The organism is Paractinoplanes brasiliensis (assembly GCF_004362215.1).
In the GTDB taxonomy this organism is placed as follows: Bacteria; Actinomycetota; Actinomycetes; order Mycobacteriales; family Micromonosporaceae; genus Actinoplanes; species Actinoplanes brasiliensis.
In genome coordinates this window covers 2,444,903-2,459,589 of sequence record NZ_SNWR01000002.1, presented here as the reverse complement: position 1 = coordinate 2,459,589, position 14,687 = coordinate 2,444,903, and the positions used below count along the sequence as shown (strand labels likewise).

The following is a 14,687-nucleotide window of genomic DNA, read 5'->3' as shown; positions in this document are numbered from 1 at the left end:
TCAGACCAGACGCCAGTTGTTGTCGGCGCTGCCGTTGTCGGAGTCCTGCACCACCTGCGTGCCCCACGTGCTCGAGCCGTTGAGGATCGCCAGGACCTTGCCGCTGTTGACGTTGCGGATCCGGTACGTGCCGTTGCCGTTGTCGACCAGGGTCCAGCGGTGGTCGGCCGTGCCGGTGTCCGACCACTGCAGCACCCGCGCGTTGTCGGCCGTCGACATGTTCTCGACGCCCAGCACCTTGCCGCTGTTGACGTTGCGGAACCGTACGGCCGAACCGTCGGTCACCCGCACCCACTGGTGGTCGGCGGTTCCGGTGTCGCCCCACACCACGGCCAGCCCGCCGTCGGCGGTCGACATGTCCTTGATGCCGAGCACCAACCCGGTTCCCGCGTTCACCAGCTTCACCGAGGCGCCCGTGTCGCCGCCGGCGTTCCAGTAGACCGTGTAGTTGTAGCCGTGCGCGTCGTGGAACGGCCCGAGGTTGACCGTCGAGCCGTTGGCGGTGGCGGTGAAGGCGAGGCTCGACGAGCTCGTGCGGGTGATCGACGCGACGTTGAGTGACGGCAGCGCGTTCAGGGCCGTGTTGCCGTAGTTGCCGCAGAGCACCGCCGGCCCGTACGTGATGGCCTGAACACCGGGATTGTCGTTGGCGGCCTGCATGATCACGCGCATCGGGAGCTTGACCGTGAGGGTGTCACCGGCGGCCCACGTACGGGTGATGGTTGCGTAGCTGCCCGGGGTGGCGGTGACGTTCTGCGCCGCGCCGTTGACGCTGAGCACGGGGTTCTGCGTCCAGGCGGGGATGCGGACGCGAATGCTCCAGGAACCGCTCATCGAGCCCGACAGTGTCAGGGTGGTCGTGTCACCGGCCGGGTAGGTGGTGGACTGGGTGACCGTGATGCCGCGCTGGGCCCAGGTCAGCGTCGACGGCACGAACAGGTTCACGGTCAGCGTCGTGCCGGAGTAGAAGTAGATCGAGTCCATCAGCTTCGTGTTGGTCTCGAGCCCGGTGCCCTGGCAGCACCAGAACGAGTTGTAGTCGGTCGACCAGGTGCCGCCGCCCCACGCCGGGCCGACCCCACGCCGGCCGCCCGGGCGCAGCGGCGTGAAGTACGTGATGCCGCCGTGGCTGTCGGCCGGGTTCTGCGCGCCGATCAGGTGGTTGAGCAGCGCCCGCTCGTAGTAGTCGAAGTAGCCGGCGTTGCCCGGGTCCAGCAGCCACAGCTCCCGGGTCAGCTTGAGCATGTTGTGGGTGTTGCAGTGCTCGCAGGTGTCGTTGCTCAGGTAACCCGCGATCGCGTTCGGGGGCCGGAAGTGCTCGGCCTGGCTGTTGCCGCCGATCACGTACGTGTGGGCCCGGGTGGTGAAGTTCCAGGCGTTGGTCGCGATGTCGCGATAGCGGGTCGTGCCGGTCGCCTTGTACTCGCGGGCCGCGCCGATCCACTTCGGCACCTGCGTGTTGGCGTGCAGCCCGTTGAGCTGGTCGGAACCGGCTGCGAGGGGGCTGAACACGGCCGCGTGGTCGAACCGTTGCGCCACCGCCAGCCAGCGCGCGTCACCGGTCTGCTGATAGATGTCGGTCAGCACCTCGTTCATCCCGCCGAACTCGGTGCCCAGCATCGCCTGCATCTGGCTCGAGCTCAACCGGCCCGTACGGGTGTCGACCCACCCGGCCAGCGCCAGCAGCACGGTCCGGGCCTGGGTGTTGCCGGTCAGCCGCCACACGTCGAGCAGGCCGGTCAGCGTCTTGTGGATGCAGTAGTACGGCACGTTGCCGTTGCTCAGCGTGCGCGCCTCCAGGGCGGTGAAGTCCGACTCCGGGAAGCCCGACAGGTAACCCGTGCCGAAGCCGGCGGCCGCGTTGTTGGCCTGGCACTTGGCCAGCTCGGCCACCATCAGGTTCGCCTTGTCCCGGCAGGTGGTGTCGCCCAGCACGGCGTACGCCTGGGCCCACGCGGTCAGGAAGTGGCCCTGCATGTGCGAGCGGAACGGGAAGCTCGGCGCGTCCCAGCCCCCGTTCGCGGTGGCGCCGCCGGTGGAGAGCCGGTGGTTGGCGCGGAACACGTAGAGCAGGCGGTTGACGTCGACGAACCGCAGGTAGTTCAGGGTCCGGTTCTGGTTGTCGAGGAACCGGCCGGTGGTCAGGCGCACCTGGCCGGGCTCGAAGGCGAACGCGGCCGCGCCGATGTCGGGCCGGGCCGGCGGCACGACCGCGGCGGCGGCGGGACGCTGATCGAGAACGGTCGCACCGGCGGCAGTGGCGAGTCCCGCGACTCCGGTGGCTTGCAGGAGGCGGCGCCGGCTGAACGAGGGGGTAGGCATGTCGATCTCCCGGGGGATGTGATCGTTAACAAAATGGGGATGTCGCCGATGTTGCCAGAACGTATCGCGCCATTCAACCCACCGATTGGCTCGGATGGGATCGGTACTGTGAGCGTTAACGTCGGTGTGCGGCCCAGGCGCCGTGATGGAGGGCGAGGCGGCCCGCGGCGAAGTCGGCGCGTGCGTCGTTCACCCACTGCCGGATGCCGGCCGCCGACTGGTCGACGGATCGACCGGTCGTGTCGATGACCCGCACGTTCCAGCGAGGATCCCCGGCCGTCCAGCCGCTCCAGCGGTCCCATCTCATCCGCTCGTCGCCGGCCGCGGTGATGGCCTCGGGCAGATGGCGAGGATCGGCGGCGTGCCCGCGATGCCACCGCGCCCACCCGATGAACTTCCGGGTGGCCTCCGCGTCCCACTTCCCGGGGTCACGCCGTTCGAGCCGCTGCCGTCGTACCTGGTCGTCGACATCCAGCAGGCAGGCCGCGATCGCGTCGAGCTCGACCGCCGACGGGCACGCCAGAACCTCGCCCAGCGGCGACTGCCCGGTCAGGAGCATGTCGAGCCCGTCGGCCTGCAGGCGCAGCGCCCGACGGATCCACTCCTGGAGGCTGCGCTGACGCCAGACCACGTCCGCGCCGGACGGTACGCCGATCTCGTCGAAGTCGTGCACGACCAGCCCGTCGATCTGGGCGCACGCCCGGACCGCGGTGGTCTTCCCCGAACAACTGGATCCGGCGATCGTCAGGAACACGTCCGCAGAATGCCAGTTCCCTGTGCGCGCTGCTGCCCGCCGGTGATGGGCGGCGGGCAGCAGCGGGTGGGGGGTCAGCGTTGGCGGGTGAGCAGGCCGGGCCGGTAGGGCAGCAGGCCGTAGTCGCCGCCGGAGCTGGGTGAGCGGCCTTGGTAGAGCAGTTGGAGGTTGCAGGGGTCGATGGTCATGGTTTGGTCGGCGCTGGTGCGCAGGAGTTCGCCGTGGCTGATGTCGTTGGTCCAGGTGGCGCCGCTGTTGGCCTTGCCCGCGAAGGGGTTGCTGTAGGTCGTCGCGTTCGGGGTCCAGGTGCCGCTCAGGCTGGTCGCCGTGAACGAGCGGAAGTAGCGCTCCCAGGAGCTGGTCCGGGCCTCGACGATCATCAGGTACTGGTTCTGGCCCTGCACCTTGTAGACCTGCGGCGCCTCGAACAGATTCTCCGAGGTGTCGCTCATGATCGTCGTGTAGTTGGAGCCGAAGCTGCCCGGGAAGTTCCCGATCGGCATGATCTGGCGGTAGATCTTGCCGTTGTCGCCGGCGAAGAACAGGTACATGTTCTGGTCGTCGCCGATGATCGTCTGGTCGATCACACCGGTGCTGGAGCCGGTGATCGACGCGGTCGACAGGGGCTGCGGGGCCGACCAGCCGTTGGCGTTGGCCGGGTTGGTCGAGGTGCGGTACGAGAAGGATGTCGGACCCCACTGGTGGGCGAGGATCCAGATGTTCTTCGGCGCGAAGTAGAACAGCGACGGCGCGACGGTGCCTTGGCTCATGGTGTTCTGGCTGGCCGAGCCGAGCTGGTTGAGGTTGTCGACCAGGCCGAAGTTCATCGAACCCCAGCCGCCGGTGGCGCTGCTGCTGTGGGTGGTGGCGTACACCAGCTGTTTGCCCTGGTAGGGCGCGATGGTGAAGTCCTTCAGGGACGCCCAGCCGGACTTCGGCTGCGCCAGCGGACCGGTCGACGACCAGCGATACGACGACGGAAGCGTGCACGTGCCGGGATTTCCGGGGTCCGAGCTACCCACCCGGGCCAGCTGCCATTGCTGGTTGGCGCCGCCCCAGTCGTCGTACTGCACGACGTTGGCGCCGTCGGTGGTTGAGGCGCCTTGCACTTCGACGGCTTTGTTGCTGTGCCGGGCGATGAGGCGGACGTAGCCGCCGTCGGAGTCGGCGAGGCGGAACTGCTGGTTGGTGGAGTTGTTGTCGGTCCACTGGTTGATGGCGGCGCCGTTGGTGGTGGAGGCGCCGGCGACGTCGAGGACCTTGCCGGAGAGCTTGGACTTGATGCGGTAGTAGCCGCCGCCGGAGTCGACGAACTGCCATTGCTGCTGGTTGCCGTCGTTGCGGGCCCATTGGGTGATGCGGGCGCCGTCGGTGGTGGCCAGGTTGTAGACGTCGAGGGCCTTGCCGCTGTTCCGGTTGATCAGCACGTACGAGGCGCTGGTGTCGACGGTCGCGGCCGAGGCAGCCGGAACGTTGACGGCCACGGCGAGCGTGGTGGCCGCGGCGAATACCGCCGCGAGCCATCGTCGTCGGGACATGAGGTGCTCCTTCGAGGGAAAGGGGACGGGAACTAGGGGGTGGTCATGGTGAACCGTTTGACGGTCACCGCTCCGCCGAGCGCCTGGGTGGCGTAGTTGAACATCGCGAAGCGGTAGCCCGGGAAGAACTGCCAGGCGCTGTTGAGCGTGAGGCCCGGCCCGAGCCGGGTGAAGTTCACGCCGTCGGTGCTGTACGAGAAGGTGGCCTGCCGTCCGGAGCCGGGCCGGACGTCGGCCTGGGCGCGCAGCCAGATCCGTCCGCCGGAGACCGCGGCGCTCGCCGCCTCCGAGCCGGTTCCGGTGGTGACCCAGTTGGTGCCCATGGTGAGCCCGTTGGTCATCACGACCCGGGTCTGGCCGTTGTCACGCCGCACGCCGACCCAGGCCGACGTGTCGCGCAGCATCGCCAGGCCGGACCGGTCGCCGTCGCGCATGGTGCTGTAGTCGAGCTCGACGGTGGCGGTCGACGAGGGCCCCTGGATCCGGTGGGTGAGCGTGTTGCGGGCGTTGTACAGGTCGTTGGTGACGGTCGCGGTCTGCAACCGCAGCCCGTTGCTCAGCGACCACCGGGAGTTGTCCGGGTTGTGGTTCCACTCCCAGCGCGGCCCGAGCGTGGATCCGCCGAAGGTCTCGTCCGGCAGCATCGACTGCACGGTCTTCGAGGTCGTGATGTTCGGCTTCGGGTAGGTGGCGCCCCACGCGCCGTTGACGGTCTGCAGCACGGGCCAGCCGTCGGAGCTCCAGCTGATCGGCGCCAGCGCGGGCACCCGTCCGCCCGGGTACGCGTCGACGAAGGACATGTAGTACCAGTCGCCGGCCTGCGTCTGCACCAGACCGCCCTGGTGCGGCACCCCGCCACCCGAGATGGGGCCGGGCAGGTTCAGCAGCACCTGACGCATCTCGTACGGGCCGAACGGGCTGGTCGACCGCAGCACGTACTGACCGTTCGCCGGGCGGGTCAGCCAGATGTAGTAGTAGCCGTTGCGCTTGTAGAACCGGGCGCCCTCGAGAGTGCCGACACTGGACGGGGTCTGGAACACCTGCTGGGCGCGGACCTGGCTCAGACCGTCGGCCGACAGCTGGGCGACGCTGATGCTGGTGTTCCCGTACGCCACGTACATGGTGTCGTTGTCGTCGATGAGCAGCCCGGCGTCGTAGTAGCAGTTGTTGATCCGGGAACGCTTCTGCCACGTGCCGTCGACCGCGGACGCTGTGTAGACGTACGTGCGGTTGTACTCGATGCAGCCGATCCAGTAGTACGTGCTGTTGCTGCGGCGATAGTTCAGCGTCGAGGCGAAGACCCCTTTCACGTACGCCCGTGAGCCGCTGAGGTCGTACGCGGAGGAGTCGAAGTCGAGTCGTGGCACCGAGTGCCCGGCGTACTCCCAGTTGACCAGGTCGTACGAGCGCAGGATGGGCGCGCCGGGGGAGTAGTGCATGTTCGACGCCGAGTAGTAGTACGCGTCCCCGACCCGGATGATGTCGCCGTCGGCGAAGTCCTGCCACACCACGGGGTTGCTGAAGGTCCCGGCCGGCGGTGTGGTCGTGCCGCCGCCGACGCGGACGAGCTGCCATTGCTGGTTGGCGCCGCCCCAGTCGTCGTACTGCACGACGTTGGCGCCGTCGGTGGTTGAGGCGCCTTGCACTTCGACGGCTTTGTTGCTGTGCCGGGCGATGAGGCGGACGTAGCCGCCGTCGGAGTCGGCGAGGCGGAACTGCTGGTTGGTGGAGTTGTTGTCGGTCCACTGGTTGATGGCGGCGCCGTTGGTGGTGGAGGCGCCGGCGACGTCGAGGACCTTGCCGGAGAGCTTGGACTTGATGCGGTAGTAGCCGCCGCCGGAGTCGACGAACTGCCATTGCTGCTGGTTGCCGTCGTTGCGGGCCCATTGGGTGATGCGGGCGCCGTCGGTGGTGGCCAGGTTGTAGACGTCCAGGGCCTTGCCGCTGTTCCGGTTGATCAGCACGTACGAGGCGTTCGTGTCCACCGTGGCCGCCTCGGCGCTCGGGGCGCTGAGCAGCACCGCGGCGCCGGTGATGACGGCCGCGACGAGGGCGGGCAGTCGTAGTCGCATGGGGGATGCTCCTTCAGCGTCCGATGTGATCGTTCACAAACTTGGGCCATCGGAAGAGCGTTGCGGAGAGAAACAGGGGGTGCCGCCGATGTTGCCAGAACGTTTCGCGATGCTCAAGATGTTGACGTATCCGGATGTCGGGGCGGTTTGAAATCGATCGCCGTAACAGTTTTTCAGGCGGCTTTTTCTCGTGTTGCGGAAGTTGCCGAGGGGGAGAGATGATGCTGTGAACGTTCACCGACAGGCCCGTGCGGGGCCGAGGCCGGGAACGCCGGCGGCCGCCGCGACCCCACGATCGCGACGGCCGCCGGTTCTCGGCCTTCGTGCTGCCGGCCGTTCGTCCGGTTGTCAGCCCGCCGTGCAGACCGGGGTGGCCGTCGGGCCGGCGCCGGTGCCCTGGAAGCCGAACTCGGTGTTGCCGCCGGCCGGGATCTGCCGGTTGTAGTCCACGTTGCGGAAGTTCACCGTGCCCGAGCTGCCCGACGCGGTGGCACTCCAGGTGCTGGTGACCGCGCTGCCCGACGGCAGGGTCACGCGGATCGTCCAGCCGTTGAGCGCGGACGAGCCGGCGTTGACCCGTACGTTGGCCACGAAGCCGCCGTTCCAGGAGTTGAGCGTCACCGTGGCGCTGCACGAGCCCGACGGCGGAGGGGTGGTGGGCGTGGACGGCGGCGTCGTCGGAGGCGTCGTCGGCGGCGTGGTTGTGCCGCCCGCGTTGAGGGCGTTCAGAACCGCCGTGTACGCGGCCTTCTTGTTGCCGCTGCCGTCGAAGAGCAGCGGGTTCTCGCCGGTGCGCCACGAGTCGGTGTCGCGGATGCCCCACACGGTGATGCCCGTACAACGGGAAACCGCCAGGCAGGCCCGGGTCACGGCGGCGTAGATGTTGGCCTGGTTGCCGCCCTGCGCGACGTCGAGCTCGGTGATCTGCACGTCCACGCCCAGGTCGGCGAAGCGCTGCAGGTTGGCCTGGTAGGTCGAGTCGATCGTGGTGCCCAGGTGCGACTGGAAGCCGACGCAGTCGATCGGGACCCCGCGGGACTTGAAGTCGCGGACCATGTTGTAAATGCCCGTCGACTTCGCGTTGATGCCGTCGGTGTTGTAGTCGTTGTAGCAGAGCTTGGCGCCCGGGTCGGCGTTGCGCGCGGCGCGGAAGGCGGCCTCGATCCAGTCGTTGCCGGTGCGCTGCAGGTTCGAGTCACGCCGGCCACCGCTGCCGCCGTCGGCGAAGGCCTCGTTCACCACGTCCCAGGAATGGATCTTGCCTTTGTAGTGCGTGGCGACCTGGGTGACGTGGTTGATGGCGGCGTTGCGCAGCGCGCTGCCCTCCATCGACCGGGCCCACTGCGGCTCCTGGTTGTGCCACAGCAGGGCGTGCCCGCGCACCTTCGACCCGTTGGACAGGCCCTCGTTGAGGATGCGGTCACCGTTGGTGTAGTTGAACTGGCCCTGCTGCGGCTCGGTGGCGTCCCACTTCATCTCGTTCTCGGCGGTGACCGAGTTGAACTCGGTGCGAAGGATCCGCGTGTAGGTCGAGTCGCCGAGCCGGCCGCCGGCGATGGCGGCGCCGAAGTAGCGGCCCTTCTCGGCAGCCGACGCGCCCAGGGTTGTGCCCGCGTCTGCGGCGCCGGCGAAGACGAGGCCGGACGCGGTCAACGCCGCGGCGCTGAGCGTGGCCAGCAGGGCAGCCCGGCGTGGCCGGGTCAGGGTGAATCTGGACATGGGGTCTCCCTTTGGGGGGTGGGGGGCGGGGTGGGTGGGGGGCGGCGGGGTCCGCGGGCTGACTGGCGGGCCGTGGTGCTCTTCGACGGGATGTGGCACCTGCGGCGCTGGTCATCGGGCGCCCGCTGTGGGCCACTGGCCACCATGTGCTGGGAGCGCTCCCATCGAGATGGGGCAATATTGCCAGAGTGTTACGCGCGATCTCAAGCAAGAGGACGGCGTTTTCCTGTACGGCATTCTCGGTAGCGCCGCCGTAACAGAAATCCGGCATCTTCTTCGTGCTGATCATGCGATTCCGGACGCCCGTAACGGGGGTTTCCGCGGGTATTGTGACGCGTCCGGGAGGCTTCGTGCCGATCGGTTCCGCGGCGGTTGTGATCGGCTGTCCGCCGCGGGGGCTGCAGGCGGGGAGGCGTGGGTGTCGTTGCACGATGGCGAGGCGGGCACGGGAGGGGCACGACACGGCGACGCCATGACCCACATCGCCGAGGCGGACCTGGTCGAGCTGGTCGACGCGGCCCGGTCCGGCGACCGCCGCGCCGCCGAAACCCTCATCTCGGCGCACCTTCCGCTGCTCTACCGGATCGTCGGCCGGGCGCTGGAGGGCCACGCCGATGTGGACGACGTCGTGCAGGAGACCGTGCTCCGCGCGTACCGGGATCTGCCGACCCTGCGCACTCCGGCCAGCTTCCGGTCGTGGCTGGTCGCGATCGCCACCCACCAGATCGGCACCCGCCTGCGGTCGCGGCAGTTGGAGAACGACCGTACGGCATCGCTTGAGGACGCCGCCCGGATCCCCGATCCGGACGCCGAGTTCGCCGACCTCACCGTCACCCGGGTGGGCCTGTCCGAGCAGCGCCGCCAGGTCGTCGAGGCCACCCGCTGGCTCGACCCCGACGACCGCGAACCTGCCGCCCTGTGGTGGCGCGAGGTGGCCGGCGAGCTCACCCGCGCCGAGGTGGTCGCGGCCCTCGGCCTCAGTCAGGCGCACACCCGCGTGCGCCTGCAACGCATGCGCCACCAGCTCGATCTCAGCCGTTCTGTGGTGGCCGCGTTGCAGGCCGACCCCCGATGCCCCGAGCTTGACGAAATCGCCGCCGGATGGGACGGCAATCCGAGTCCGAGATGGCGTAAACGTTTCGCGCGGCACGTGCGGGACTGCCCCGTCTGCGGCGCCACCCGCACCTCGTTCGTCCCGCTCGAACGCCTCCTTCTCGGCGCTTCGCTGGTACCGCTTCCAGTAGCGGCCTTCACCGGCGGAGCCGCCGCGGGCGCGGGCTGGCTGGGCCAGATCGTCGGCGTCAAGGTGGCCGCCGCGGTCCTGGCCGGCGCCACCGTCACCGGCGGCGTCTACCTCGCGCTGCCCGACGAGCCGGCCCGCCCTCCCCGCAGCATCGCCTCGGCCGCACCCACCCCCACACGCGCCGCGCCCACCCCGGCTCGCTCCTCGCGTTCGCAACCCCCTGCCCAGGCGGCGCCGGCTCCCTCGCCCAGCGCCGTTCCCGCCGGTCGTTTCGTTCTTCACCCGGCCGGCTCCGATGCCGTCATCACGCTCGACGGCGAGCAGCTCGTGGAGGCGTACGGGGTGACCGGGCTCGAACTCACGGCCCATCCCGGCATCGTCGATCCGGAGTGCGTCTCCCTGCGCTCCACCGACGGCAAGTACGTCCGGCACGCGTCTTTCCGCGTCGTGCTCCACACCGAAGAGGACAGTGACCTGTACCGCCAGGACGCCACCTTCTGCCCTGAGCCGGGTCGCGAGGCGGGAACCGTACGCCTGCGCTCCCGCAACTACCCGGATCGCCTGGTGCTGATGGTTGACGGGCGGCTGCGGCTCGAGCCGGAGGAGAACACCGCCGCGTACGTCGAGGCGTCCACTTTCCGGCTCACCCCGGCGTAGCGGATCCGAACGCATCGATCGACGTCACCTTGTTCGCCGGCCGGCAAGGTTTACCGTACGAAAGTGAGGCAAGGTTTCCCGTACGAGAGTGAAACGCCGCCGGGGGCGTGACGCAGGCGTGGAACGCGACCGTGACGCAGGCCGGGTCGGCGGTGACGGCCCGTAACGCGAGTTACAACGGCGCGGTGGGGACCGCGGCGACCGTGTCGTTCGGGTTCGACGGCTCGCCGGGCAGCAGCAACCCGGCGCCGACGGCGTTTGCTCTGAACGGCGTCGTGAACGGGTGGCACGACGCTGCGGACATCACAAGTCGTACGGGTCGGGGGTGAAAATCCTTGCCTCGCCGTGGACGGCGCCCGCCGCGTGGAAGACGAACAACAGCCGGACCAACGGCGGGAAACTGAGGACCGACCACTACGACGACTACGCCGGTCACCTCAATCGGGCATCCCGGCCGCCGAGATCGACCGCACCGTGGCGTTCCAGCGCCGGTGGGGCGGCCTGGTCCTGCCACCGGCCCCGCAATACGACGGAGGCCCCAGATACTTCCAGGCCGACACCCCCGACAGCTCACCCACCGAAGCGGCCGACGGTTCCCCTGTTCCGGGATGGTGGTTCGAAGCCGGCCCGCAGAGGACAGCCGTTCCCTACTCGTTCATGATCGGCCCGACCGACGAGTTCGGCATCCACGATGGCCGACGGTGGGTGCCGCTCCACGCCAGTATCGAAGGCTGGATCGAGTCCCTCGCCCTGGCCCATCACGCCGCGAATTGGGCCAAGCAGATCACGAAGGTGACCGGTCACCCGCACCGCGCTTGTCTACTCAGGGCTGGACAACTGGGGCCTGCACGGAGGCGTGAAGCAGGGGCGAAGACTTACTGATGAACCCGACCACTGATGGCATTCTGCGACCACGCTGCACCATCCGCCCGAGCACCTCCTCAGTCAGGACCGAGTGGCGTCACCGTCGACTTCCCACCCCGGCGACGCCAGTAAGCACAAGGGCTCGACAAAGAGGTCACGCAGCAACATCCGGCTGCAGTGGGAACCAGTAGTTGACCGTGGGGCCTTGCGTGGCCGGGCCACCGCCCATCGACTCGTACAGGGCTCGGGCGGCGGCGTTCGCCTCGCCCGTGGTCATGAACATCCGGGTGGCGCCGGCCCGCACACCGGCCGACATGAACGCCCGCAGCAGGGCCCTGCCTGTTCCTCGCCGTCGACGCTCCGGCGTCACCTCGAGTCGATGGAGGTACAGCATCGAGGACGTGTCCGGCCTGACCAGATGGTAGCCCCAGCACCACCCGAGGATCTCGTCGCCGTCGAAGGCCACGAAGGCCACAGTGTTCGGGCTTTCGAGGAACGTTCGGCCCGCCCGGGAACCGTCCCGAAGGTCACCGCGGCTGAATCGAAGAGCCGTAAGTCGGTTGTCGTCAGTCGAGCGATCACGGCCAGAGGTCGCGAATCCGGTGCGCCTCGTGGGCGGCCTGGGCTCGTCCCGCTTCGGCGGCCGGGCGGCGACGGGCCGGGTCGAGCGGGTTGCGGCCGATCGCCGCGCGGGCCGCCACGTCCGGGGAAACCACCGCGCCACGTACGTCGGGGCCGAGTGCTGCGAGCTGACGGGCCGGGTGTCCGGAACGCCGCACCGACTGGGTTGCGGGGGCGAGCACGACCACCCGGCGGCTGCCCGCGGCCAGGTCGACGTTGGCGACCGAGCGGATGCCGCCGTCGATGTAGCGTACGCCGTCGATCGTCACCGGGGGCCAGACCAGCGGCACGGCGCAGCTGGCGGCCACGGCGTCGACCAGCGGCACCCTGTCTGCGGACGAGAAGACGCGTTCCCGGCCGGACGACGCCTCGACCGCGGTGATCAGCAGACGAGTGGCGGGCCAGCCGGCCTCGCCGATGCGACGGGCGATCACGGCGCGGCGCTCCGCCTCGGGCACCGTACGGGCCCGTAGCGCCTGACGGCCGAGCCAGGCGCGGCCGCGGGCCGGGTTGCCGGGCCAGAGCCCGGCGACCACGTACCGGATCAGGGCGCCCGCGCTCAGCCGTGCCGCGACCTCGCCGCTCGAGTCGGCCACCTGGGCCTCGAAGAGGCTCTCGAGCGGCTTGCCGGAGAGGATCTGGGCGGCCACCGAGGAGCCGGCCGAGGTTCCGACGACCAGGGCGGCGTCGGTCAGGTCGACGCCGTGCTCGGTCAGGCCGTGCAGCAGCCCGATCTCCCAGGCGACCCCGGTGAGCCCGCCCCCGCCGAGCACCAGCGCCGTGCCGTCGGAACCCATGCCTACGCTCGTGCCTTCTCCCACATGACCGTGTACGCCTCGGCGCCGCTCAGCAGGTGGCGTCGGAGCTGAGCCGCGTCGCCGCCGGACTGGTTGACGAGGTCGACGATCCAGTCCGCGTACAGGCCGTACTGTGCCACACCGTCGGTGTTGAGGTCGAACGTGCGGGAACCGTAGACCTGCTTGGCCACCTGCGTGCCGTTGGTCGCCGTGAACGGGTACGTCAGCGGCCGCGAACCCGCGTCCAGGCGAGGCGCTGCCTGGGGGCCGAGGCCGTTCACGTCGCTCCCCACGCCGTACCCGGTGATCTTCGAGCCGTTGGCGAGGGACTTGTTGGCGCGCCACTCGTCGAGGAAGGTGCCGGTGTCCTGACCGTCGTCGGTGGCCGAGAACGCGTAGCCGGCCAGGAAGCCGCCGACGCCCAGCAGCCGGTTGATCAGGGCCGGGTCGGACCAGCTGTGCACGGAGGCGACGCCGGGGTAGTTGTCGCGTTCGGCCAGGTCGAGCACGGCCGAAGCGGTCTTCACGCTCATGTGGTCGATGTGAATGATCATGCCGCGGTCCATCATGCGTTCGATCAGGTAGCGGCCGAGGTCGGTCAGACCCCGTACGTTGCAGATCTTGCCGCTCGGATAGACGGGGAGGATCGCTCCGGCGGGCAGCCCGACGCCGAGCTGCAGCAGGCGGGCGAAGTCGTCGCTGACCAGGGGCTGCTCGTTGTCGGAGGGGCCGGTGCAGGAGGTCGCCTGCCACCAGTGCCCGGTGGAGATCAGGTTGCCGACGTTGACGGCGGCGCCGGTGACGCCCTCGTCGAAGCGGGTGCCGCCGAACGCGTTGTCGAACTTGTGCACGGGATAGAGCCCGCTGACGCCCATGGCTTCCAGTTCGTCGAGGCCGGCGTCGATCTGGGCCTTGGTGCACTGCGGCACGTCGTTGATCTCGCGGCAGCCGAAGATCTCGGAGTTCTCGACGCCGATGGTGACGGCCAGTTTGCCCTGGGCGGCGATCTGGCGCACCTGGGCCGGGGTGGTGGCCAGCCGGAACCAGCCCTTGCCGGGACCGCCGCTGCGGGCGTCCACGTAGTCCTGCATCTTGTGCAGATACTGGGCCTGGGCGCGGATCTGGTCCATCTCGTCGCACGACGTGTGCTCCAGGGTCAGCCCGCAGATCACCCGGTTGGCGACCAGCAGCACGTTGAGCACCCGCTGCCCGGACTGCCAGGCGCGTTGCAGGCTGCGGAAGTACGAGGCCTCGTGCAGCATCGTGTCGTGCTGCGGCCAGTCGCCGAAGGTGGGCCAGCCGTCCTCGGCCGAGTTGATCGGGTCGGTGCCGGCGATGATGGCCTCGAGCAGGGCGCCCCAGCCCAGCGTCGCGTGCGAGGCACAGCCCTTGAGCGCGACCGTCACACCCCCGGGCGCGTACGCGTCCCCGCAGTGCAACGATCCCCCGAAGGCCTCGGCCGCGGTGATGTGCGCGTGCGCGTCGATCCAGCCGGCCAGCTTGCCGTTGGCGTCGACGCCGGGCGCCGGTGTTCCGCTGACGCCGGTGGCGATGTCGGGGATGGCGGCGCACCCGGTGGCCGGGGCCAGCGCGACGGTCGAGTTGCTGTTGCCCGCGCCGAGCCCGCCGAGGTAGACGCCCAGCTGCTGGCCGGTCGCGGTGGAGAGGAAGCGGTATTTGCCGTCGGCCTCGCTCACGGTCCAGTCGGCCCGATCCCCGTACGCGTCACCGGCCCACACCCAGCCGACCACGGTCTGGTACGGGGGTTTGCCGGTGGAGTCGCGCAGCAGGTAACGGCCGAGCTGGGTGGCCTCGAACCGGAACGGCTCGGCGCTCGCCGCGTTGCCGGTGAAGCCGTAGCCGACGCTGGCCCGCTGGACGTATCCGCGGGACGTCGTTCCGTCGAAGACCTGCAGGCTGACGCACTTGCCCTCCAGGTCCTGCGCCGGCGCCCAGCTCGGGGCGGCAGTGGCCGGCGCGGCCAGCCCGCCCGTGATGCCGAGCGCCAGCAAACTTGCGACCAGCCCGCGCAGCCTCTTCATGGCACTCCCTCGCTCGATCACCACAGGCGAGGCGAGTGTAAGCAGGGTCACACCATAG

Annotated in this window: 8 protein-coding genes and 2 pseudogenes; 2 read left to right on the top strand and 8 right to left on the bottom strand. The window is 69.4% G+C overall.

The genetic code is table 11. The annotated features are described in order from the left end of the window. The 5 genes from C8E87_RS42980 to C8E87_RS42960 all read right to left on the bottom strand — a co-directional run bounded on the left by C8E87_RS42980 (position 1) and on the right by C8E87_RS42960 (position 8,405). The gene (locus C8E87_RS42980; protein ID WP_133879046.1) at positions 1 to 2,322 is read right to left on the bottom strand and encodes a beta-L-arabinofuranosidase domain-containing protein; all 2,322 of its coding nucleotides are present in this window, start codon (positions 2,320 to 2,322) and stop codon (positions 1 to 3) included. Between the two features lie 115 nt (positions 2,323 to 2,437). After that, complete coding sequence (locus C8E87_RS42975; protein ID WP_133879045.1) at positions 2,438 to 3,076, bottom strand: hypothetical protein; 639 nt, start codon at positions 3,074 to 3,076, stop codon at positions 2,438 to 2,440. Between the two features lie 74 nt (positions 3,077 to 3,150). Continuing rightward, positions 3,151 to 4,614: a non-reducing end alpha-L-arabinofuranosidase family hydrolase gene (locus C8E87_RS42970; protein WP_133879044.1), complete on the bottom strand. Its 1,464-nt coding sequence runs from the start codon at positions 4,612 to 4,614 to the stop codon at positions 3,151 to 3,153. 32 nt (positions 4,615 to 4,646) lie between these two features. Beyond that, positions 4,647 to 6,686, bottom strand: coding sequence for a family 43 glycosylhydrolase (locus tag C8E87_RS42965; RefSeq protein ID WP_133879043.1), 2,040 nt, complete (start codon positions 6,684 to 6,686; stop codon positions 4,647 to 4,649). Positions 6,687 to 7,034: 348 nt separating this feature from the next. After that, entirely contained in the window at positions 7,035 to 8,405 is a 1,371-nt protein-coding gene (locus tag C8E87_RS42960) for a glycoside hydrolase family 10 protein (RefSeq protein WP_133879042.1), read from the bottom strand. Positions 8,406 to 8,823: 418 nt separating this feature from the next. Between C8E87_RS42960 and C8E87_RS46605 the strand changes: the two genes are divergently transcribed. Together C8E87_RS46605 and C8E87_RS42950 are read left to right on the top strand one after the other, a co-directional pair. Further along, positions 8,824 to 10,305, top strand: a complete 1,482-nt coding sequence (locus C8E87_RS46605; RefSeq protein WP_275409183.1) for a sigma-70 family RNA polymerase sigma factor — start codon at positions 8,824 to 8,826, stop codon at positions 10,303 to 10,305. Positions 10,306 to 10,412: 107 nt separating this feature from the next. Then, positions 10,413 to 10,580: pseudogene (locus C8E87_RS42950) on the top strand (cellulose binding domain-containing protein); the annotation flags it as partial. Between the two features lie 743 nt (positions 10,581 to 11,323). On the opposite strand, the pseudogene C8E87_RS42935 reads toward C8E87_RS42950, so the two are convergent. From C8E87_RS42935 to C8E87_RS42925, 3 genes and pseudogenes are all read right to left on the bottom strand, one after another. Beyond that, positions 11,324 to 11,656, bottom strand: a pseudogene (locus C8E87_RS42935) (GNAT family N-acetyltransferase); the annotation flags it as partial. 91 nt (positions 11,657 to 11,747) lie between these two features. Beyond that, positions 11,748 to 12,587 carry a patatin-like phospholipase family protein gene (locus C8E87_RS42930; RefSeq protein WP_133879040.1) on the bottom strand — a complete coding sequence of 280 codons (840 nt, stop codon included), beginning with the start codon at positions 12,585 to 12,587 and terminating at the stop codon, positions 11,748 to 11,750. A 2-nt stretch (positions 12,588 to 12,589) separates the two neighbouring features. Then, complete coding sequence (locus C8E87_RS42925; protein ID WP_133879039.1) at positions 12,590 to 14,629, bottom strand: amidohydrolase family protein; 2,040 nt, start codon at positions 14,627 to 14,629, stop codon at positions 12,590 to 12,592. Positions 14,630 to 14,687 lie beyond the last annotated feature (58 nt).

Bases quoted from the DNA above. Each gene is read 5' to 3' on its own strand.
- C8E87_RS42980 (WP_133879046.1), bottom strand. From the start codon at position 2,322: ATGCCTACCCCCTCGTTCAGCCGGCGCCGCCTCCTGCAAGCCACCGGA.
- C8E87_RS42970 (WP_133879044.1), bottom strand. From the start codon at position 4,614: ATGTCCCGACGACGATGGCTCGCGGCGGTATTCGCCGCGGCCACCACG.
- C8E87_RS42965 (WP_133879043.1), bottom strand. From the start codon at position 6,686: ATGCGACTACGACTGCCCGCCCTCGTCGCGGCCGTCATCACCGGCGCC.
- C8E87_RS42960 (WP_133879042.1), bottom strand. From the start codon at position 8,405: ATGTCCAGATTCACCCTGACCCGGCCACGCCGGGCTGCCCTGCTGGCC.
- C8E87_RS42930 (WP_133879040.1), bottom strand. From the start codon at position 12,587: ATGGGTTCCGACGGCACGGCGCTGGTGCTCGGCGGGGGCGGGCTCACC.
- C8E87_RS42925 (WP_133879039.1), bottom strand. From the start codon at position 14,629: ATGAAGAGGCTGCGCGGGCTGGTCGCAAGTTTGCTGGCGCTCGGCATC.